This window comes from Clostridium sp. (assembly GCF_022482905.1).
Lineage (GTDB): Bacteria > Bacillota > Clostridia > Clostridiales > Clostridiaceae > Clostridium_B.
Window position 1 is genome coordinate 1,057,768 of sequence record NZ_JAKVOI010000001.1, and the last position, 18,526, is coordinate 1,076,293.

Annotated in this window: 22 protein-coding genes, 5 riboswitches and 1 other annotated feature; of the genes, 17 read left to right on the forward strand and 5 right to left on the reverse strand. The window is 32.8% G+C overall.

The genetic code is table 11. The features are described from left to right. Positions 1–38 precede the first annotated feature (38 nt). A complete protein-coding gene (locus LKE46_RS05305) occupies positions 39–1,301 on the forward strand; it encodes a sensor histidine kinase (protein ID WP_291719104.1) in 1,263 nt (420 codons plus the stop codon). On the opposite strand, the gene LKE46_RS05310 is transcribed toward LKE46_RS05305, so the two are convergent. Further along, positions 1,293–1,427, reverse strand: a complete 135-nt coding sequence (locus LKE46_RS05310; protein ID WP_291719106.1) for an AgrD family cyclic lactone autoinducer peptide — start codon at positions 1,425–1,427, stop codon at positions 1,293–1,295. The genes LKE46_RS05305 and LKE46_RS05310 overlap by 9 nt on opposite strands. A gap of 1 nt (position 1,428) precedes the next feature. After that, a complete protein-coding gene (locus tag LKE46_RS05315) occupies positions 1,429–1,998 on the reverse strand; it encodes an accessory gene regulator ArgB-like protein (RefSeq protein ID WP_291719108.1) in 570 nt (189 codons plus the stop codon). 219 nt (positions 1,999–2,217) lie between these two features. Between LKE46_RS05315 and LKE46_RS05320 the strand changes: the two genes are divergently transcribed. The 16 genes from LKE46_RS05320 to LKE46_RS05395 all read left to right on the forward strand — a co-directional run bounded on the left by LKE46_RS05320 (position 2,218) and on the right by LKE46_RS05395 (position 15,593). Further along, positions 2,218–2,907, forward strand: coding sequence for a DUF3298 and DUF4163 domain-containing protein (locus tag LKE46_RS05320; RefSeq protein ID WP_291719110.1), 690 nt, complete (start codon positions 2,218–2,220; stop codon positions 2,905–2,907). Between the two features lie 88 nt (positions 2,908–2,995). Beyond that, positions 2,996–3,233, forward strand: a binding site (T-box leader). 46 nt (positions 3,234–3,279) lie between these two features. Then, positions 3,280–3,380: riboswitch (SAM riboswitch) on the forward strand. Further along, a complete protein-coding gene (locus tag LKE46_RS05325) occupies positions 3,374–3,619 on the forward strand; it encodes a YezD family protein (RefSeq protein WP_363316031.1) in 246 nt (81 codons plus the stop codon). Its footprint overlaps the riboswitch before it by 7 nt. Before the next feature lie 121 nt (positions 3,620–3,740). Continuing rightward, positions 3,741–3,852, forward strand: a riboswitch (SAM riboswitch). 139 nt (positions 3,853–3,991) lie between these two features. Continuing rightward, a complete protein-coding gene (locus LKE46_RS05330; protein WP_291719112.1) occupies positions 3,992–4,210 on the forward strand; it encodes a hypothetical protein in 219 nt (72 codons plus the stop codon). Between the two features lie 162 nt (positions 4,211–4,372). After that, a complete protein-coding gene (locus LKE46_RS05335; RefSeq protein WP_291719114.1) occupies positions 4,373–5,380 on the forward strand; it encodes an ROK family transcriptional regulator in 1,008 nt (335 codons plus the stop codon). Positions 5,381–5,475: 95 nt separating this feature from the next. After that, entirely contained in the window at positions 5,476–5,643 is a 168-nt protein-coding gene (locus LKE46_RS05340) for a YezD family protein (RefSeq protein WP_291719115.1), read from the forward strand. Between the two features lie 60 nt (positions 5,644–5,703). Beyond that, a riboswitch (SAM riboswitch) is annotated at positions 5,704–5,811 on the forward strand. A gap of 272 nt (positions 5,812–6,083) precedes the next feature. Then, entirely contained in the window at positions 6,084–6,551 is a 468-nt protein-coding gene (locus tag LKE46_RS05345) for a GNAT family N-acetyltransferase (protein WP_291719117.1), read from the forward strand. Between the two features lie 67 nt (positions 6,552–6,618). After that, the gene (locus tag LKE46_RS05350; protein WP_291719119.1) at positions 6,619–7,371 is read left to right on the forward strand and encodes a TetR/AcrR family transcriptional regulator; all 753 of its coding nucleotides are present in this window, start codon (positions 6,619–6,621) and stop codon (positions 7,369–7,371) included. A 119-nt stretch (positions 7,372–7,490) separates the two neighbouring features. Further along, positions 7,491–7,697 carry a hypothetical protein gene (locus LKE46_RS05355; RefSeq protein ID WP_291719121.1) on the forward strand — a complete coding sequence of 69 codons (207 nt, stop codon included), beginning with the start codon at positions 7,491–7,493 and terminating at the stop codon, positions 7,695–7,697. A 4-nt stretch (positions 7,698–7,701) separates the two neighbouring features. Next, positions 7,702–8,490: an ABC transporter permease gene (locus LKE46_RS05360; RefSeq protein ID WP_291719123.1), complete on the forward strand. Its 789-nt coding sequence runs from the start codon at positions 7,702–7,704 to the stop codon at positions 8,488–8,490. Positions 8,491–8,522: 32 nt separating this feature from the next. Continuing rightward, entirely contained in the window at positions 8,523–9,575 is a 1,053-nt protein-coding gene (locus LKE46_RS05365; RefSeq protein WP_291719125.1) for a taurine ABC transporter substrate-binding protein, read from the forward strand. Between the two features lie 35 nt (positions 9,576–9,610). Then, on the forward strand, positions 9,611–10,405 hold the full coding sequence (locus tag LKE46_RS05370; RefSeq protein ID WP_291719127.1) for an ABC transporter ATP-binding protein: 795 nt from the start codon (positions 9,611–9,613) through the stop codon (positions 10,403–10,405). Positions 10,406–10,408: 3 nt separating this feature from the next. Next, positions 10,409–11,650 carry a radical SAM protein gene (locus LKE46_RS05375; RefSeq protein ID WP_291719128.1) on the forward strand — a complete coding sequence of 414 codons (1,242 nt, stop codon included), beginning with the start codon at positions 10,409–10,411 and terminating at the stop codon, positions 11,648–11,650. A gap of 14 nt (positions 11,651–11,664) precedes the next feature. After that, complete coding sequence (locus tag LKE46_RS05380) at positions 11,665–12,129, forward strand: hypothetical protein (RefSeq protein WP_291719131.1); 465 nt, start codon at positions 11,665–11,667, stop codon at positions 12,127–12,129. Between the two features lie 125 nt (positions 12,130–12,254). Next, a riboswitch (SAM riboswitch) is annotated at positions 12,255–12,363 on the forward strand. 227 nt (positions 12,364–12,590) lie between these two features. Continuing rightward, positions 12,591–13,793 carry a methionine adenosyltransferase gene (metK, locus tag LKE46_RS05385; protein ID WP_291719133.1) on the forward strand — a complete coding sequence of 401 codons (1,203 nt, stop codon included), beginning with the start codon at positions 12,591–12,593 and terminating at the stop codon, positions 13,791–13,793. Positions 13,794–13,936: 143 nt separating this feature from the next. Further along, a riboswitch (SAM riboswitch) is annotated at positions 13,937–14,046 on the forward strand. A gap of 12 nt (positions 14,047–14,058) precedes the next feature. Continuing rightward, positions 14,059–14,490 carry a hypothetical protein gene (locus LKE46_RS05390; protein WP_291719135.1) on the forward strand — a complete coding sequence of 144 codons (432 nt, stop codon included), beginning with the start codon at positions 14,059–14,061 and terminating at the stop codon, positions 14,488–14,490. Between the two features lie 11 nt (positions 14,491–14,501). Then, the gene (locus tag LKE46_RS05395) at positions 14,502–15,593 is read left to right on the forward strand and encodes an iron-containing alcohol dehydrogenase (protein WP_291719137.1); all 1,092 of its coding nucleotides are present in this window, start codon (positions 14,502–14,504) and stop codon (positions 15,591–15,593) included. A 51-nt stretch (positions 15,594–15,644) separates the two neighbouring features. Here LKE46_RS05395 and LKE46_RS05400 read toward each other — a convergent pair whose 3' ends face one another. From LKE46_RS05400 to LKE46_RS05410, 3 genes are read right to left on the reverse strand one after another with little or no spacing between them, the layout of a single operon-like run. After that, positions 15,645–16,445: an ABC transporter ATP-binding protein gene (locus LKE46_RS05400; RefSeq protein ID WP_434735188.1), complete on the reverse strand. Its 801-nt coding sequence runs from the start codon at positions 16,443–16,445 to the stop codon at positions 15,645–15,647. Continuing rightward, complete coding sequence (locus tag LKE46_RS05405; RefSeq protein ID WP_291719141.1) at positions 16,421–17,473, reverse strand: ABC transporter permease; 1,053 nt, start codon at positions 17,471–17,473, stop codon at positions 16,421–16,423. The genes LKE46_RS05400 and LKE46_RS05405 overlap by 25 nt, the downstream gene beginning before the upstream one ends. A gap of 16 nt (positions 17,474–17,489) precedes the next feature. Beyond that, positions 17,490–18,509, reverse strand: coding sequence for an ABC transporter substrate-binding protein (locus LKE46_RS05410; RefSeq protein WP_291719143.1), 1,020 nt, complete (start codon positions 18,507–18,509; stop codon positions 17,490–17,492). Between the last annotated feature and the right edge of the window lie 17 nt (positions 18,510–18,526).

The following is an 18,526-nucleotide window of genomic DNA, read 5'->3' on the forward strand; positions in this document are numbered from 1 at the left end:
ATTTTGTCGTTTTATTAGATATAAGGAGGACTGAGTGATTGGAGCCATTGCAGGAATTTATTAGTACTTTTTTTGAGCTTACTGCCTTTATGATTTTGTGGTCAAAGTTTAATTTGAGAAGGAAATTGAATTTTAGTATTTTTTGTAAAAATTTTGTTATAGTAGTGTTAATATCAATTGTAGTTGTTATTTCTAATGATATGTTTGGATCATACTACAGTATTGCAGTTAATTATTTATTTATGACATTTTTAAGTTCTTTTGTTTATAAAAAAAATATAGTGAAAAATTTTGTACAGGTTTGCACAAGCATTATGTTTCTTATGATTATAGAACTAATTGTAATGTATCCACTGAAACTTATTGGATTTGATACAGATACGTTTTTGTTTGGTATAGTTGCAAATACATTTGTATGGATTTTTTGTATAATTATATATTATTTTATCCCAAATAGTAAATTTGAAGTTATAAGTAAAATTGATTATACAATTGTAAATTATATTTTAATAAATTTAATTTTATATGTCATAATCTACAAGGTATTATGGGAGTATGATAGCAAATTATTATTAAATAATTCTGTAATATTTATATGTATACTTATGATAATATTTATATTGAATTTATTTTTGTGCTATCATATTGTGAAGATAAATGAAAAAAACAAGGCAATGGAAGTAAACAGCAGATACATTCCCATAATAAAAAGTATGACGGAGGATATAAGGCGCAAGCAGCATGAATTCAAAAATCATCTCAATGCCATAGGAGGACTTGTACAGGTTTCAGAGGGAAAAGAATTGAAATACAATCTTCTTAAATACATAAAATCTGTTAATTGTTCAACTGAAGGCATTGAAAAAATAGCATATATAGACAATTTGATATTGAGGGCAGTAATATACAGCAAATCCAGTGAAGCTGAAATAAGGGGTATCAAATTTAAGTACAATGTTTCAAATGAACTGAATGAATGGAAGGTGGAGGATTACGAGCTGTCCGAAATACTTGCAAATATTTTAAACAATGCCTTTGAGGCAGTTGAGGATAACAGTAATAGATCTGTTGTATTGAATATATATAAAAATTTTGATAAAAACGTAATTGAGTTGAAAAATACTGTGGAAAATATAGATGAGGACAACTTGAAGAAGGTATTCAAAAGGGGATTTTCTACAAAGAAGGGTGAAAACAGGGGATACGGCCTTTACAATGCAAAAAAGATAGTTGAGTCTAAGGAAGGAAAGATTCAGCTATCTTTGGAAGACAATTTAATTTGTTTTGTCATATTACTTTAAAAGGCTTTTAGGTGGTTTTGGTTCTCCTAAGAAAACAAATGAATGGGTATTGCTGACTAAAACAGCAAAAGCAGCAAGAAGGAATCCACATTTTGTAATAGCGAGTTTTTTATTCAATTTATTCATATTAAACATCCTCTCTTTTTAGATATATTAATTGAGGCAGTTGAAGCAATATTGTAAAAAAGCCGCAGTTGAGATAGCTATCGTCTGATATAAAGAACAACAGTACAATCATCCAGAATACTGTAAAACAAGTCGATATTATCTTGAAATGCAAAATACGCTTTTTGTTTCTCGTTGGTCTTGTTTTGTTTTCACAAGGACTTTTCAGTAAAAATGTGGTTATGCCTGCTAAAGCGAGGATATAATAAATCCAAGCAGTGAATACAGGAATTAAGGGACAAATTATTGAAGTAAACAAAAAGAATGTGGTTGTCCAAAATAAACACAACAGTGTCGAGTTGCTGTGATATCCTCCTGAAAAAGTCCTTGTGGAAAGTAAGATTATAAGGGAAAATAAAAAGTAATTCAATTTTCCCAATACTGTAAACAAAGTAAAAAGCACTACCAACTTGAAGGTTTCATTTACGAGCACCTGTATTGAATAGTTGATCTTTTCAATACTGTCATTGTCTTTTATATAGCTGTTATATTTTATATATAGTGTGATTTTATCTGCTATATTTTTTACCATATTCATCACCTAACTCAATTTACATACACTATAGAATAAAGATTTGCCAGTGTAAATAGATTATGCATGAAAGGGAAAAAAGCAGGTTCAAGAGGAAGAAATTTTTACAAAAATTTCTTTGAATGCATTGTTATGTATTTTGAAAGAAACCATGCACATTAGCTGCATAAATATAATAGTATAATTGTAGAAAATGAGTTTATAGGGAGAATATATAAAATGCTTTATTTTAGCTATCCAGATAATTTAAGCGAGTTATTCGATGCTGAAGACTTTTATTTAAAATACAGCAGAAATGATAATAAAGATGTGCCTGTGAATTTGTCAGAACAAAAATTGATGCCTGAAGAGTTCAGCATATCGTATCCAGTGATAGAGAATGCCAGCAACGGAGAAAATATATCCAAAATTAATGAGGCGATTATAGACCAGGTAAGCAGACTTTTTAAAAGCCAGGTGCTTGTGGATGGAGTTACGGATTTTAATCAGGTACTTGGAACTTATGAGGTGCGGTTAAATAAAAGTAATTTACTGAGCATATTATTTGCAATGTATACTTATGTAAACAGAGCTGCCCACGGATTTACAAAATACTCTTCTTTAACGATTGATGCAAAGACAGGGCACATATACAGTTTCAATGAATTGTTCAACCAGAGCACAGACTATGCTGCAGTTTTGAATGAAATAGCATATCGGTATATAAAAGACAACAACATAACTTTAATTAATGAATACAATGGCATTACGAAGGATCAGGAATACTATCTAACTCCAGACAGTCTTGTCATTTACTATCAGGTATATGAGTACACACCTTATTCTTATGGACTGTTTAAAATAGAAATTCCATATGACAAAATCAAAGATATAATCAATCCTTCAGGGCCCATTGCCAGATTGATTTAAAGGGATGGAAAGGCAAAAAAGAATATTGACAAAAGAATATTTACATGTATAATATAACTATAATTTTAATGTTAGTGCTGAGAATTAATTAAAGACATTGAAAAAGGAAAGTAGTTTAAGTATGAATTTCAAGAGAGGAAATTTGATGCTGGAAGATTTCCAAATTTATCTTAGATGAAGTGCCCTTTTGAGTCATGTATCGAAATTATAGTAGACTACATCGGGTTTGCCCGTTACAGCAATGGGGTATAATGATGTACCTGAAAAAAAGAGGGACTTGTAGTCCAAAAAGAGTGGAACCGCGGAGTTTAAGCTTCGTCTCTATGATATAATAGGGACAAGGCTTTTTTTATTTTTAATTTTATATAGATATTCTTATCGAGAGAGGCAGAGGGACTGGCCCGATGATGCCCGGCAACCTGGATTTAATTTCAAGGTGCCAATTCCTACAGGATATACCTGAAAGATGAGAAATAGAAGAAATTTCAAACCTTCTTGCATTCATCTTGCGAGAAGGTTTTTTAAAATGATATTTGTAGGGGGAGTGGTAGCAGTGAATAAGAAGGAACTGCATAATAACAGTATTTCACAAGAAAATCTAGATAAGCTCATATGTATGCTGAGTACGATAAGGTATGGTTCTATAACTTTGGTCGTTCAGGATGGAAAAGTTGTACAGATAGAAAAAAATGAAAAAGTAAGACTGATTTAATAATAAATATAAAAGCTATCTCCTTATACGAGGAATTTTTTAAATTTTTGTATTGACAGAGTTAAGTATATGATGATATAATACAAGAAATATTTAAATAATTTGTATATAATTTAATATGGTCTTATCAAGAGTGGTGGAGGGACTGGCCCTTTGAAGCCCGACAACCGGCATTTATATATGTATCGGTGTCAATTCCTACAGAGTGAAGGTGGTATTCTGGAAGATAAGAAATTTAGTTGTGTAAAAAACTTGTTTTTATAAAAGCTATTTTTCTTATAAGAAAAATAGCTTTTTAATTTAGTCATAGTTACGATAGCTTTTTGAACAGAAGCATAGTTTAAATACAAAGTATGGAATGGGGGAATTTTTATGAATAGCATAGAGAGTAGATTTTTAAATATAATGAGAAATAATTTTTCACAGCAGGATGAACAAGAGGCTTTTATAAGTTGCCCGAAGGTATTTTATAATAGCCTAAGTGATAGAGAAATTAATGCGATGATGCAGCTTTATAGAGTAGCCTATAAAAAAGCAAAATCTGACACAAAAAATAAATTTGACATTTTCTACAATGGCAGCGAATTTTAGCAGATGCTTATTTATAGCTGAATGGTGATAAGTATTCTAATTGATTGACTAGAAAACTAGAGATCAAGTTCTTCATATTGGAGCATATTTGTTTTGTATTTATTATGAAAGCTTGATCTTTTTGTTTTAATTAAAATACATGGAACAAAAGGTATGATTGCTATGCTAAATGATTGCAAATTGTTACAAAACTTAAAAGTGGACGAAAAAAAGATATTTAATTTACTTCAGAAAAATGGAGCCATGAGTAAAAATGAAATCTTACTTAAAGCAAAGATGAAATTAACTACATTGAATCGTATTATGAATCCTCTTGAGAAAAATGGACTTATAGTTGAAAAATGTATAGGAGAATCTACCGGTGGCAGGAAACCTGTATTGTATGATGTGAATATATGCAGATTTTATATTTTATGTATAGACATATCTGAATCATGTATAGACATATCTATAGTTAACCTGAGAATGGAGATTATTCATAAAAAAGTTTTTCAAATTGAATATGGTACTTCTCCGAATGATTTAATAGAAATGATTCAAAAGAGCATAGGAAGTATATATGTAGAATTAAGGCTTGATTTTATTCAGCTTGCTGGAGTAGGACTTGCAGTTGATACAAGAGTATTGCCTGGTGTACCCATAAAAGAAATGCTGGAGAAAAAACTTAAATGCAGTATAGTCAGTGAGAACAGATCCAATTCAGCTGTTGTTGCAGAATATTTATATGGATATGGAAAAATGTTTAGTAATCTGGCTTATTTTAATTGTGGATTGTGCATAAGAGAAGGTACCATTCTACAGGGGAGAGTTTTAAGAACAGCAGGAAATAATGAATACGCTTTTGAACAGATTATTTCCAGAAGCAGAGATTATATTAATTTTAAAAGCATGTGTATTGAAACTAAAAAATATAACTTGATGCCTGAAAAAACGATTATGAATGTTGCAAGAACACTTGGGACAAGTATGAATTCATATGTAAATTTGTTGAATTTGAATTGTATCATACTGGATGGATGTTTGGCAAGTCTGGATTTATTTTATAATACATGTATTAAATATGTTGATGGAAAAGTTGTTTTTAAAAGAAGAGGATACTTCAAAGATGACGTTGTTCCTGTAGGAATTGCAGCGTTGGTATTTGAAAGATTAGTTGAAAATCAAATATAGTTTTGATGTCTGTTTAAATTCAAGCTTCTGTTGCTGAAATCAATAAATTATCAGTTTATACATAATAAAATTCAGTTAAGGTAGGAGAGGTTTCATTGAATAAAAAAGTAGTAAATGATAATATTTTAAAGAGTATTTCAAAGGAAAATTTGAATATGGTATTATGTATGCTAAAGATAATAAAGTATGGTTCAATAACTTTAGTTGTTCAAGATGGGAAAGTGATACAGGTGGAAAAAAAAGAAAAAGTAAGATTGATATAGACTGTTGACAAAGTATTTGAAATAATATATAGTATATGTAACTTAAAAGTAAATAAAAATTTCTTATCGAGAGAGACGGAGGGACTGGCCCTATGATGTCCGGCAACCTGGATTATTATGTTTATTCAATGGTGCCAATTCCAGCAGGAATACCCTGAAAGATGAGAAACAATAGGACATGTCTTCCTTTGGTTTCTCCGGAGGAAGTTTTTTGATGGAAGATTTAATATTATAATTGACTGACTAGAAAACTAGAGGTCAAGTTTCATGTATATGTGGATTAGTACTTTATATAATGTACATATATGGAAGCTTGACCTCTTATTTTTAAGAAAAAAAGCTGATTATGAGCAAAATAGAAAAGGGAGGGATGAAAATCTACAAAATATTTCAGAAGTCGGATCCGGGGAGAGACGAAATATAAGTGAGGTGTGAGAAGAGTGCCTGAAATTGTTATAAAGAAAGCAGCGCAAAAAGATATACCATTGATATTTCAATTAAGGGAACTTTTATTTAAAGAAAGTGGATTCAAAGATGATTTTTATATAGAAAATGTAAAAGAAAAAACTATAGATTTTTATAAGAATCAATATAATGAAAATAAAATGCAGCATTTCATTGGATATAATTCCGAGGGAAAGGTAATTGGCGTTGCAGGATCTCTAATCAAAAATGATTTTCCATATTTTTTATTTAAACCAGGATTTTATGGATGGATAGTTGATGTCTATACTCTTCCTAAATTTAGAAAAAATGGCATGGCGTCAAGATTGCTTGATCTAAATATACAATGGATTAAATCAAGAGGAGCATGTGAAATACAATTGTTGGCCTTCAGTAAGGAAGCTATCAAAGTGTATAGAGATTTTGGATTTAAAGATGTAAATGTAATGAAATTAAATTTATAGTGGTATACGAGATAATCCTGTCTACTACAAATATTGAATTTTATATTATTTTAGGAGAGATATTTGTATGAAGGGTGATAACAGATCCAAGATATTGAAATGTTCAAAAAAGATAATTAATGATTGTGGAATAAAATTTCTGAGCGTCGATAGAATTGTAAAAGAATGCAGAATAAGTAAATCTACCTTCTATGACAATTTTTACTCAAAGCAGAAGTTGCTTGAAAGCTTAAAGATGGAAGCTGATGACAAATTAGAGTATAAGCCCATAAAAGATAAAATTGTTTCAGCTGCTATACAAGAATTTTCTACAAATACTTTTAATGAAACAAATATGGATATAATAGCCCAAAAAATTGGAATAAATAGATCTTCCATATATAGATATTTTTCAAATAAAGAAGAACTGCTTGAAGCAAGTGTAGCTAATGAAATGAAAAATAGGAAAAAAATACTTGGATCAATTAAAAATAGAAAGTATGATCCTATTGTATTTATAGAAAAATATATAGAATATTTTGATTCATATGCAAATGATAAATATACTAATCTGCTGTTTGCTACTATGATTTATTATTCTAAAGATAATCAAAATGTAAAGGAATCTTTCGGAAAATTAAGAAAATATAGTGTTGATTTATTGGCTGATAATTTTGAAGAAGGCAAAAGAAAAAAAATATTCAAGAAGAACTTCGATTCTGTTTTAAAGGCACAAATGTTGTTTTCAGTAATGGCAGGTATGCATATTCATTGTCCTGAAAAGTTTTCGGTAGTAACGCATGATTTGTTGAAAATGCTTTATAAAGAAATAAAATTATAGTATCAATATTCTTAAAAATTTTAGTTGTTAGAATTCACTGATACTATAGCTTATTTATGCAAAATTGAGTACTATAAAGAACATTATGTATTATTTAGTATCTGAAATTTATATAACAATTGGAGGAACAGTATCTGGCAGATCTAATCAAAAATGCACAGAAAGAGGGTGTTATTGTAGGTAAGAACAGTGTTACCATACCGAATTATAGTAATGTATTGATACTTGCTCCACCTCTTATAATAAAGAAAAATGAGTTGAACGTTATAGTAGAAGTCCTGAAAAAGTTGTTAAAAAAATTATCTGATAAGTTAACAGGGAAGTGATTTTATGGATAAAAAAACTTCAGCATTTATTACAGTTGAGAATATAATTACATTAATTACGATAACTATATTGCTAATTATATGGTATGTGACGACAAAATTAAAAATATTGCCTGAATCTATTATACCTTCACCTTATGATGTTTTTACGGGTTTTAAAGAGGTCATTACCCAGGGATACAAAGGGAATACAATTTACAGACATTTTAGTGATAGTATGTTCAGGCTTATTACAGCATTTGCACTGGCAATAGCTACAGGAATCCCAATAGGACTGGCAAGTGGATACAGTACTAAGATAAGAGCTGTTTTTGAGCCTATAGTAAATTTTTTTAGACCGCTTCCACCTCTAGCTTATTATGCTCTTTTAATAATGTGGCTGGGTATAGGAAATTCATCGAAGATCATGCTTCTTTACCTTGCTGCATTTCCACCGGTATATATATCATGTGTATCGGGGGTAAAAAGTATTAGAGAAGATTATATCAATGGCGCATATACTTTGGGTGCAAGCAGGATCCAGACGTTTATACATGTTATATTTCCTACCTGTTTACCTTCAATATTTACAGGACTCAGGACATCCATGGGATTTGCCTATACAACTTTGGTTGCTGCAGAAATGGTTGCAGCAGTGTCCGGTATAGGATGGATGGTGCTTGATGCCAGTAAGTTTTTAAGGAGTGACATAATTTTTGTTGGCATTATAATAATGGGAATTACAGGAATATTGCTTGACAGAATAATTAGAATAATCGAAATAAAGGTTGTTCCATGGGAAGGAAAAGAATAATAAAAATATATATAAAATGGGAGGAATATTTTATGAAAAGATTTGGAAAATCAATAATAACAACTGTTCTAACAGGTATTTTAGTAGGGAGTTTGGCTGGATGCGGCAGTACTGCAAATAAAACATCCACTCAAACGGAAGGTGATGCAAGTCCAAGTGTTATAACTATTGGATATCAGCAGATACCAAATGATGAAATCCTTGCAAAATCAAAAAACTGGTATGAGAAGGAACTTGGGACAAAGGTTAAATTTGTTCAATTTGATTCAGGTAAAGACGTAAATACTGCAATGGCCTCAAAGAGTTTGGATATTGCGCTTTTGGGTTCAACTCCGGCAGCTATAGGAGTATCTCAGAATCTTCCATATGAAGTATTTTGGATACATGATGTAATAGGGAAGAATGAAGCACTTGCTGCAAAAAATAAGGCAAATATAAATTCTATTAAAGATTTAAAGGGTAAAAAAGTTGCAGTACCGTTTGGTTCTACAACTCACTATAGCTTATTGAATGCACTTAAAGCAGAAAATGTACCGGCAAGTGATGTCACCGTTCTTGATATGCAGCCTCAGGACATTTATGCAGCATGGCAGCGAGGAGTAATAGATGCAGCATATGTGTGGCAGCCCACATTGACAAAACTAATAGCTTTAGATGGAAAAGAAATAATCAATAGTGGAACATTGGCGAAGAAAGGCATTGTTACTGGAGATATTGGAATAGTCAATAAGGATTTTGCTAAAAAGTATCCGGATGTAGTTACAAAATATGTAAAACTACAAATTAAGGCTTATGACTATTTCAAAAGTAATTCTGACGATGCTGCGGGATCTGTAGCAAAAGAACTCAATATAAGCAAGGAAGACAGCAAAAAGCAAATGAATGAGCTTATATGGCTTTCGGGGCAGGAAGAAATATCTAACAAATATTTAGGTACAAGTTCTAAAAAAGGTGAATTTGTGAAAACACTTAAAGATACAGCTGATTTTCTGGTTCAGCAAAAACAAATAAAATCTGCGCCGGAGTTGTCTGAATTTGAGAAAGCTGTCAACCCCGAATTTGTAGAAAAAGCTTTGAAAAAATAGGGTATAGACGTGTGGTAATCTGGAGGTGGAATATTATGCAAAATAAGAAAAACAAATATATCATTTCTTTAAAAGATGTGGAGTTAACTTATAAATCAAGAAGTGCAAAAGTTGATGCCATAAAAAATATAAATATTGATATAAAGGAAGGAGAATTCATATGTATATTGGGTCCTTCTGGTTGCGGCAAAAGTACTCTGTTAAAAATCATAGCTGGATTTATAAGTCCCTCCAGTGGTATGGCGTTAGTAGACGGGAGCAAAATAGAAGGTGCTGGTTATGACAGAGGTGTTGTTTTTCAACAACCTGCCTTATATCCATGGCTTAATGTAGAAGATAATGTAAGATTTGGACTGAAAATGAGAAAAATTCCGAACATAGAGACAAGAAAAAAAGTAGATTTTTTTCTCGAGAAAATTGGATTGGAGGAATTTAGACAGCTAAAACCCTATGAGTTGTCAGGTGGTATGAAACAGCGTGTTGCAATAGCACGTGTGCTTTCGAACGATCCCAAGGTACTTCTTATGGATGAACCATTTGGTGCTTTAGATGCACTGACGAGAGAACAAATGCAAAACTTATTAAGACGTATGTGGAGTGAAAATAAAAAAACGGTGCTGTTTATTACTCATGATATTGATGAAGCACTGTATCTTGGTACAAGAGTCATGGTCATGTCTAAAAGACCTGGCACAATAGTAAAAGAGTTCAATATAAAATTCTCAAAGGATATAGAAAATAAAAATCTAAGCGACGTGAAATATGACAGCGAATTTAAAAAACTGCACAGGGATATACTTGATTTGATTATGAATAAGGAGGGCAATTGAGAAATGCTGGATAAAAAAAGAGAGTTGACACTGGAAGAAATTATAGAAAAGTATCCGGATGTTTCCCCTTTTGTGATTATAAAGGCAGATGTTCAGAGGAGAAGTGTAATATACACAGATAGGGCAATAAAGGCTGCAGATAAAAATATACATCAGCTTCAGTCAAGAGGTATATTTTTTTCAGTAGGTGAAAAAGAAGATTATTTTCCAGTATCTCTGCTGCTGAGGGACGGTACCTCAATTATAACCGGACCTATTTCTACAGCTGAGAATCCATATGTTGTAGATTGTATTGAAGGTAAGCTCTGTCTTACAGATAAGGGTAAAATAGTGGAGAAGGTTGAATACTGGAGTAAGCCGGATTACTATGAAAAATTTACAAGCAGGGGAACTCCAATGTGGCATGTTGCTACCTCAAGACCACAGCGCATAGACATAGATCCATATAGCTATTGTCATTTCTGGGATACCGGCAAAGGCTGCAGATATTGCAACATAGGTTCAAATTTCAACAAGAACAAAGTAGAAAATGACAAGCCTGCCAGATTGAATCCTCAGGATGTGTATGAAACTGTGAAAGAAGCATTGAAAGAACCGGGAACCCTGGAAAGTATCTTTTTAACAGCAGGTTCCATATTAAGTGGGAATGATATCTTTGACGATGAAGTAAGCTTATATATAGAAACACTTCAAGCTATAGGAGAAAATTTCAAGACAAAAAAATTTCCAAGTCAGATGATATCCTCGGCATTTAACGAAAAACAGCTTCAGAGAGTATATGAAAACACGGGTATTATGTCATTTACATCAGATATTGAAGTACTTAATGAAGAAAAATTCAGATGGATTTGTCCAGGAAAAGACAAGTTAATAGGGTATAAAGAGTGGAAAAGAAGAATATTTGCAGCGGTAGATATATTTGGAAAAGGAAATGTGAATTCCGGTATTGTGGGAGGAGTCGAACTTGCCAAACCATATGGATTTAAAGATGAAGATGAAGCACTTAAAGTGATACTGGAGGAGGCAGAGGAATTTGCTGAAAATGGGGTAAGTATAGTTCAATGTGTCTGGACTCCATATCCTGGATCGGTATTTCAAAATCAGGAGAATCCTTCACTTGAATACTATGTAATATTATCAAGAGCACTTGATGCTCTAAGAAAAAAATATGATCTGAACATAGATATGGATAATTACAGAAGATGTGGCAACCATCCGGATACAGATTTGTCACGGGTTATATAGGAGGTGAACTGAAGTTGTCAGTAAAATTGCAAGATAAAATTATAAAACTAATAAATGCTAGAGATACCATAAAGGTGTTATCGACAGTAGATAATAAAGGTATACCCCATACTGTTTTTAAAGACTTTCTGGAGGTTGACAACGATGGTAATATAATATATCTTGAGTTAATTGAATCGTCGGCAACAAACAATAATATGGTAAACAGCATATGGTTTAAGAAAAAAGTGTCAATAACTATAAGATCAAAGGATAATGAGAGTTATCAGATAAAGGGGATTCCAGTAAAAGCTCATATAAGTGGACAGATATTTAAGAGATATTATGAATTTGTCAAAGGAAATATTGAGGATGGAGATTTATCTACAGTATGGGTGATAAAACCGGAAGAATTGAGAAATGAAACGTACACATATAGAAAAAGGCAGGAAGAAGAAAAACACCCACTTTTGATTCATCTGGATAGATTAGCAAAGTAAAATTATATAGTAGGTGAGATAAGTAGAACTTTTTAATAATGTTTTATGTATGTTTTTTAAATCTTGTATTGACAAACTATTTCAAGAATTATATGATGTATATATAATATTAATTGAATAAGAACTTCTTATCAAGAGAGGCGGAGGGACTGGCCCTATGATGCCCGGCAACCTGAATATATTTATTATATTTAATGGTGCCAATTCCAGCAGGTTAGACCTGAAAGATGAGAAACAGTAGGATATGACTTTCTGTGGTTTCTCCATAGAAAGTTTTTTTGATTTCGCAGCAATGTGAATAAATTTAATATTCTAGGTGACTAACTAGAAAGACTAGAGGTCAAGTTAAACTTATCTGTAGAAATTGGATTCTTCGATAGTAATGTTTGGTCTCTTTTTAATATAAGTTAACCAGTATAGAAATAAAATTTAGAGTAAATGATGAAAGGAAGATTGATAAAATGAGTAGATTATTCACATCAGAATCTGTTACAGAAGGACATCCGGATAAAATATGTGATCAAATATCAGATGCAGTATTAGATGCAATTATTGAACAGGATAAGAATGGAAGAGTAGCTTGTGAGACAGTTGTAAATACCGGACTTGTACTTTTAGTAGGAGAGATATCAACCAAGGCATATGTGGACATACCTAAAATAGTAAGACAAACTATAAGCGATATAGGATATAATCATTCAAGATTTGGATTTGATGCATCCAATTGTGCAGTAATAACCTCCATAGATGAACAGTCACAAGATATTGCACTTGGTGTAGATGAATCATTGGAATCTAAAAAAGGTGAAAAAGACAATATAGAAGCAATTGGAGCAGGAGACCAGGGAATGGTATTTGGATTTGCAACAAATGAAACTCCGGAGTACTTGCCGCTTCCAATAGCACTGGCACATAAACTTTCAAGAAAGCTTGCTGAAGTAAGAAAGAATGGAGCAATCTCATATCTTGGACCGGATGGGAAAACTCAGGTTACAGTAGAATATGAAGGAGATAAACCTCTGAGAGTGGATACCGTGCTTATATCTTCACAGCATGAAGAAAATGTAACCCATGATGAAATTGAAAAAGATATAATAGACAAGGTAATCAAAGTAATAATACCTAAAGAGCTCATAGATTCAAATACAAAATATCTGGTAAATCCTACAGGAAGATTTGTAAAGGGTGGGCCTGAGGCTGATTCGGGCCTTACAGGAAGAAAGATAATAGTTGATACCTACGGCGGCTATGGAAGACATGGAGGCGGAGCATTTTCAGGAAAAGATCCAACCAAAGTTGATAGATCTGGGGCATATGCAGCAAGGTGGGTTGCAAAAAACCTTGTGGCAGCAGGTGTAGCAAGTAAAATTGAAGTAGAAATAGCATATGCAATAGGTGTTGCAAAACCTGTATCAGTAAGTGTAGATACATTTGGTACAGGCAAAATAAATGATGAAGAAATAGTCGAGATTATAAATGAGTTGTTTGATTTAAGACCTGCTGCAATTATAAGGGATCTTGATTTAAGAAGGCCTATATATAAAAGTACTGCTGCTTATGGACATTTTGGAAGGACAGATATAGATCTTCCATGGGAGAAACTGGATAAGGTTGATCAAATAAGAGATGCTTATAAAAATAAAGAAAGTTTGGTTTTAAAATAGATATGGCAATAAGAAATTTTTATTCTAGTTCGGCTGACTAGAAAAACTAGAGGTCAAGTTGAATTTATTATTGAGATAGATCATTTGTATAAAATCTTTTTAATAAATATAACTTGACCTTTTATTGTTTGGGGGAATACATTCTCTTATCAAGAGAAGCAGAGGGTAAGGCCCGATGAAGTTTCAGCAACCAGTATGTTCCATTTGCATACAAGGTGCTAAATCCTGCAGATTCAATTCTGAAAGATAAGGAAGGGATATGAAAATGAGTGAAATATTAAATGATGCAATGAAATATATAGATCATTCACAAAGGGGATATTTAGTTGCAATGGATGAACAAAATAAAACTTGTATTATAAATATACAGGAATTTATAAATGATTATACAAATGTGTATTTTATTGTAGATAAAGATGTCAAAAAAGTCAAAACCGGTTCAAAGGTCAATGTCTATTTTGAAAACAGTACACAAAAATATAGTGCATTCAAAAGCATACATGTTTCAGGAAAATTGGCTGAAATAATATATTCAAATGAAGTCTACAGTGTATTGAAAACCTTAATTGGAAAAAACAGGGGAAGACATTTCCTGAGTAGTAATTTCAAAGATTATAGTATATATAAGTTTAAGCCGGAGTATATAAATTTATGTGATTATATAAAGCCACTGGAGGAATTAAAGGAAATAATTTAACTCTAAAATTTATGGAAAGGATGAGTAAAATGACGGATATAAAAATACCGAAATTCTATGTCAGTGGGAAAAATATTCTGGATAAAACCGGTAAATATACTTCGAAATTTGGAAAATATGCATTGATTATATGCGGAAAAACTGCATGGAACAAGACTGGACAAAGGATACTTATGAATCTTGCAAGAGAGAGACTGGAATATAGAGTTGAAGTATACCATGGGCATTGCACTTTGAATGATATAAAAATATATTCGGAATCAGCCCGTAAACTGAAGGTTGATGTAGTACTAGGTGTAGGAGGAGGAAAGGTAATTGATATGGCAAAGACCATAGGTGATAGGACAGGTAAGCCTGTAATTGCTATTCCTACTGTAGCTACAAGTTGTGCTGCGTGTTCCAATATTTCCATAATATATGATGATACCGGAAGATATATTGATTATGTCAGGCTAAAGAAATTACCTGAACTTATATTGACGGATATAGATTTAATACTTGAATCATCCATACGATATCTAAATGCAGGTATAGGTTATGCAATGTCAGTTTTTAAATATTTTGATCATGTGAAACAAGACGAATATCCGGTTAACATACTGGAGAAGTATATTGAAGGATTGTATGAAGAACTGGATGAAAACATTGATGATGAATGTTACAGAAAATTGATAGATTCAATCATAGTATTATCCGGAATGAGGCAAAATCATGATATAGTTGATAACTCAATTGATATATGTAATTATGTAGTCAATAACATGACATATATTTCCGATACAAGGTATAGCCTATATGGTGAAAAAACTAGTTTTGCACTTGTTGTTCAATTTGTTCTTGAAAACAGGAGCAAAGATGAAATATTCAAGGCTATTGATATATTTACCAAGATTGGTTTACCTGTTACATTAAGTCAGCTTGGAATAAAATATGGATCTAAAATTAAAATATCAGGTATCAAGGATAATATTCATTTAAAATTCCGTGATTATGAAAAGGAAAACATTATTGAGAAGGCAATAATTAAAGCAGATGAGATGGGCAATGAATACTTGGGAAAAAAGAGTAGTGGCAATGATCAAATTCTGAATGCAATTATTTAAAATAAAAAACAATGTACAGACTCAAAATTTGTACATTGTTTTTTAATGGTGTTAATGTTTCCTTGCAAAATGGAGCTTATCTAATATTTTCTTTTTTAGTATTGTAAACTCCAGATCAGTTCTATCCCGGGGCCTTTCAAGATTTATATCTATGATTGATTCTATCTTTCCGGGACGCGGTGTCATAATTACGGCTCTGTCACTCAGATAAATTGCTTCATCTACGTCATGGGTAACCAGTATCATTGTGGTACCTCTTCTCTGCCATAATTCAATAAGTTTGTCCTGAAGGTCCATTCTTGTAAATGCATCCAGTGCCCCAAGAGGCTCATCCAGGAGAAGTACTTTTGGATCATTTATAAGTGCTCTGGCAAGAGAAGCTCTTTGAGCCATACCTCCTGAAACCTGATGGGGATATGAATTTTCAAATCCCTCAAGTCCGGTAAGTTTTATATATTCATGAATTTTATCTTTGCTTTCTTTATATATTTTTCGTGCTTTCAGTCCTGCAGCAATATTATTTTCTATTGTTTCCCAGGGAAAAAGATTTGCCTGCTGAAAAACATATCCTCTTTCAAAACTGGTGTCATTTATTTTGTCATTATCAATAAACAGTTCACCGGATTGAGGTTTGTCAAGTCCTGCTATCAATCTCATCAATGTTGTTTTGCCGCATCCTGACGGTCCTACAAGTGAAATGAATTCTCCGGCTCTAATGTCAAGATTTATATTTCTGAGGGCTTCTACAAGGTTGCCGGTTGCATCTATATATATTCTGTTTACATCCTTTATTTTAATAGAAGCATTATTTGCAACGGAGGATTTTATCATTTCAAAAGCCCCCTTTGCCATATAAGTACTCTGTCTCTGATTTTAAATATTATCGCAAGTACTATTGAGAAAACTACCGCCATTATAACTATTGCAGCATAAACTTTTGCATAATTGGACCAACCTTTGGCCCAGTTTATATACCATCCAAGCCCAGCCTCGGCGCCAAGCATCTCTGAAACTACGAGTGTGGTGAAGGAAAGTCCCGTCGCAGTGTAGATTCCAGTAAATATTGATGGCATTGCACCTGGAATAGCTATTTTGAATATGAGGAACTTTTCATCTGCACCTAAAGTTTTAGCTGCCTCAAAATAGGATTTGGGTATGTTTTCTATACCGCCGCATGCCATGAAGGCTACAGGAAACCACACACAGAGTACAATTAAAAATACTTCGGAAATCAAGGTTGAAGGAAATAATGACATTGCAACTGGTATCCATGCAACTGCAGGTACAACACCTATAATTTTAAGAACAGGGAAGAACCAATAATACCATTGTTTGTACCAGCCAATTAAAATTCCGGAAACAAGTCCCAAAAGAGTACCTGCAACGAAGCCAAGTACTAAAAGTCGCATGGAATAAAGTGTACTTATTAAAAGTGTGCCGGCATCTTCCACAAGGACCTGAACTATTTGTGCAGGCCCCGGGAAAAATGGGAGCGGAAGTATATTGGTTTTTGTGGATAGAATATCCCAAATTATAAATCCAACTCCTATGGCAAAGTAAAATTGTGATTTATGGTTTGCTTGTGCACTCAGTTTTTCATTGAAAAACGAAATTACATATTCTATACCAAGATAGGCTATAAAAAGTATAAGCATTATCCTATATGGAAAGACTTTAACAATCTGTACTGTAGGCAAAGCTATGTTTTCAACCAAAGCCGCTACAAAAGCAATGATTTGTAAAATTGGCCAGACCTTTGATTTAGGTTTCCAGTTTACAGTGTCGGATGCTTTGACAACCGGTACTTTATCAATATTTTTTGATTGAATATCTGATTCTGGTATGTTGTCTGAATTTGCAGATTCACTTAAAGCACTCACGTTAGTAATACCTCCATTAATTTTTTGAATTTCCGAGTGCATCGTAATACACATCATCAGCAAATTTAACAGGATCGGTGCCTTTTTTCAAAAATCCAGTCTTGTTAAGCTGTTCTACAAAATATTTGACGTCATCCTTTGCACCATCGGTAGTATATTTGAAATCATAATTTTTTATAAGCTCGGTAATTAATTTTACATCACCACCGGATACATATTTTTTGTCAAGTTCAATTTTTGCAGTTTCTTCAGGATGTTCTGCTATCCAGTCATCTGCTGCTTTGTAAGCTCGTACAAGAGCTGCAATTTTTTCCGGATTATCCTTGATTTCCTTATTGGAAGCATATAGGAAGCAGCATGATTTTCCCTTGAATAACGGATCCTGTGCGATATCGGTTATTACTCTGTAATTATCATTTTTTTCAGCCAGTGTAGCAAACGGATCCCATGCGGCAAAAGCGTCAACATCACCTTTCGAAACAGCCTTTGTCAGCTGGTCAAGAGGATAAGGAACCCATTTTACATCCTTTGTAGGATCAATGTTGTTGTTTGCCAGAACCACACTTGTTATAGCCATAGGAGTTCCCCCTACTTCATCCACACCTATTTTCTTTCCCTTCAAATCTTTTGCAGTTTTTATTGGTGAATTAGGAGGCACGACTAATTTTATACAACCTTTGTGGAGTCCGCCTATGACTTTTATATCCAGACCCTGCTGAACAGAAGGGAAAAATTGAAAGTCACCATTTGTAACAGTAAACTTTCCACTTGCAAGGCCGGTTTTCTGCTGTTCAAATGTTCCACTTACAAGAGTTACATCAAAACCTTCCTTTGCAAAAAAACCTTTTTCCTTGGCTATGTAGGCAGGGGCACCGCAAACACCACCTCCGAGAGCCTGAATTTGCAATTTCCCATATTTATATTTTCCTGTGCCATTTTCGCTTGAAGAAGTAGATGTACTTTTTCCACAAGCAGCAAGAGTAGGTACTGCAGTAACAAGCAATAACGCAGCAACTATTTTAGTAATTTTATTCATAATAATTCCCTCTTCTT

Coding starts and splice junctions, on each gene's coding strand:
- LKE46_RS05310 (WP_291719106.1), bottom strand. CDS start 1,427: ATGAATAAATTGAATAAAAAACTCGCTATTACAAAATGTGGATTCCTT.
- LKE46_RS05315 (WP_291719108.1), bottom strand. CDS start 1,998: ATGGTAAAAAATATAGCAGATAAAATCACACTATATATAAAATATAAC.
- LKE46_RS05320 (WP_291719110.1), top strand. CDS start 2,218: ATGCTTTATTTTAGCTATCCAGATAATTTAAGCGAGTTATTCGATGCT.
- LKE46_RS05325 (WP_363316031.1), top strand. CDS start 3,374: ATGAGAAATAGAAGAAATTTCAAACCTTCTTGCATTCATCTTGCGAGA.
- LKE46_RS05330 (WP_291719112.1), top strand. CDS start 3,992: ATGAATAGCATAGAGAGTAGATTTTTAAATATAATGAGAAATAATTTT.
- LKE46_RS05335 (WP_291719114.1), top strand. CDS start 4,373: ATGCTAAATGATTGCAAATTGTTACAAAACTTAAAAGTGGACGAAAAA.
- LKE46_RS05350 (WP_291719119.1), top strand. CDS start 6,619: ATGAAGGGTGATAACAGATCCAAGATATTGAAATGTTCAAAAAAGATA.
- LKE46_RS05360 (WP_291719123.1), top strand. CDS start 7,702: ATGGATAAAAAAACTTCAGCATTTATTACAGTTGAGAATATAATTACA.
- LKE46_RS05365 (WP_291719125.1), top strand. CDS start 8,523: ATGAAAAGATTTGGAAAATCAATAATAACAACTGTTCTAACAGGTATT.
- LKE46_RS05370 (WP_291719127.1), top strand. CDS start 9,611: ATGCAAAATAAGAAAAACAAATATATCATTTCTTTAAAAGATGTGGAG.
- LKE46_RS05375 (WP_291719128.1), top strand. CDS start 10,409: ATGCTGGATAAAAAAAGAGAGTTGACACTGGAAGAAATTATAGAAAAG.
- metK (WP_291719133.1), top strand. CDS start 12,591: ATGAGTAGATTATTCACATCAGAATCTGTTACAGAAGGACATCCGGAT.
- LKE46_RS05390 (WP_291719135.1), top strand. CDS start 14,059: ATGAGTGAAATATTAAATGATGCAATGAAATATATAGATCATTCACAA.
- LKE46_RS05395 (WP_291719137.1), top strand. CDS start 14,502: ATGGAAAGGATGAGTAAAATGACGGATATAAAAATACCGAAATTCTAT.
- LKE46_RS05400 (WP_434735188.1), bottom strand. CDS start 16,445: ATGGCAAAGGGGGCTTTTGAAATGATAAAATCCTCCGTTGCAAATAAT.
- LKE46_RS05410 (WP_291719143.1), bottom strand. CDS start 18,509: ATGAATAAAATTACTAAAATAGTTGCTGCGTTATTGCTTGTTACTGCA.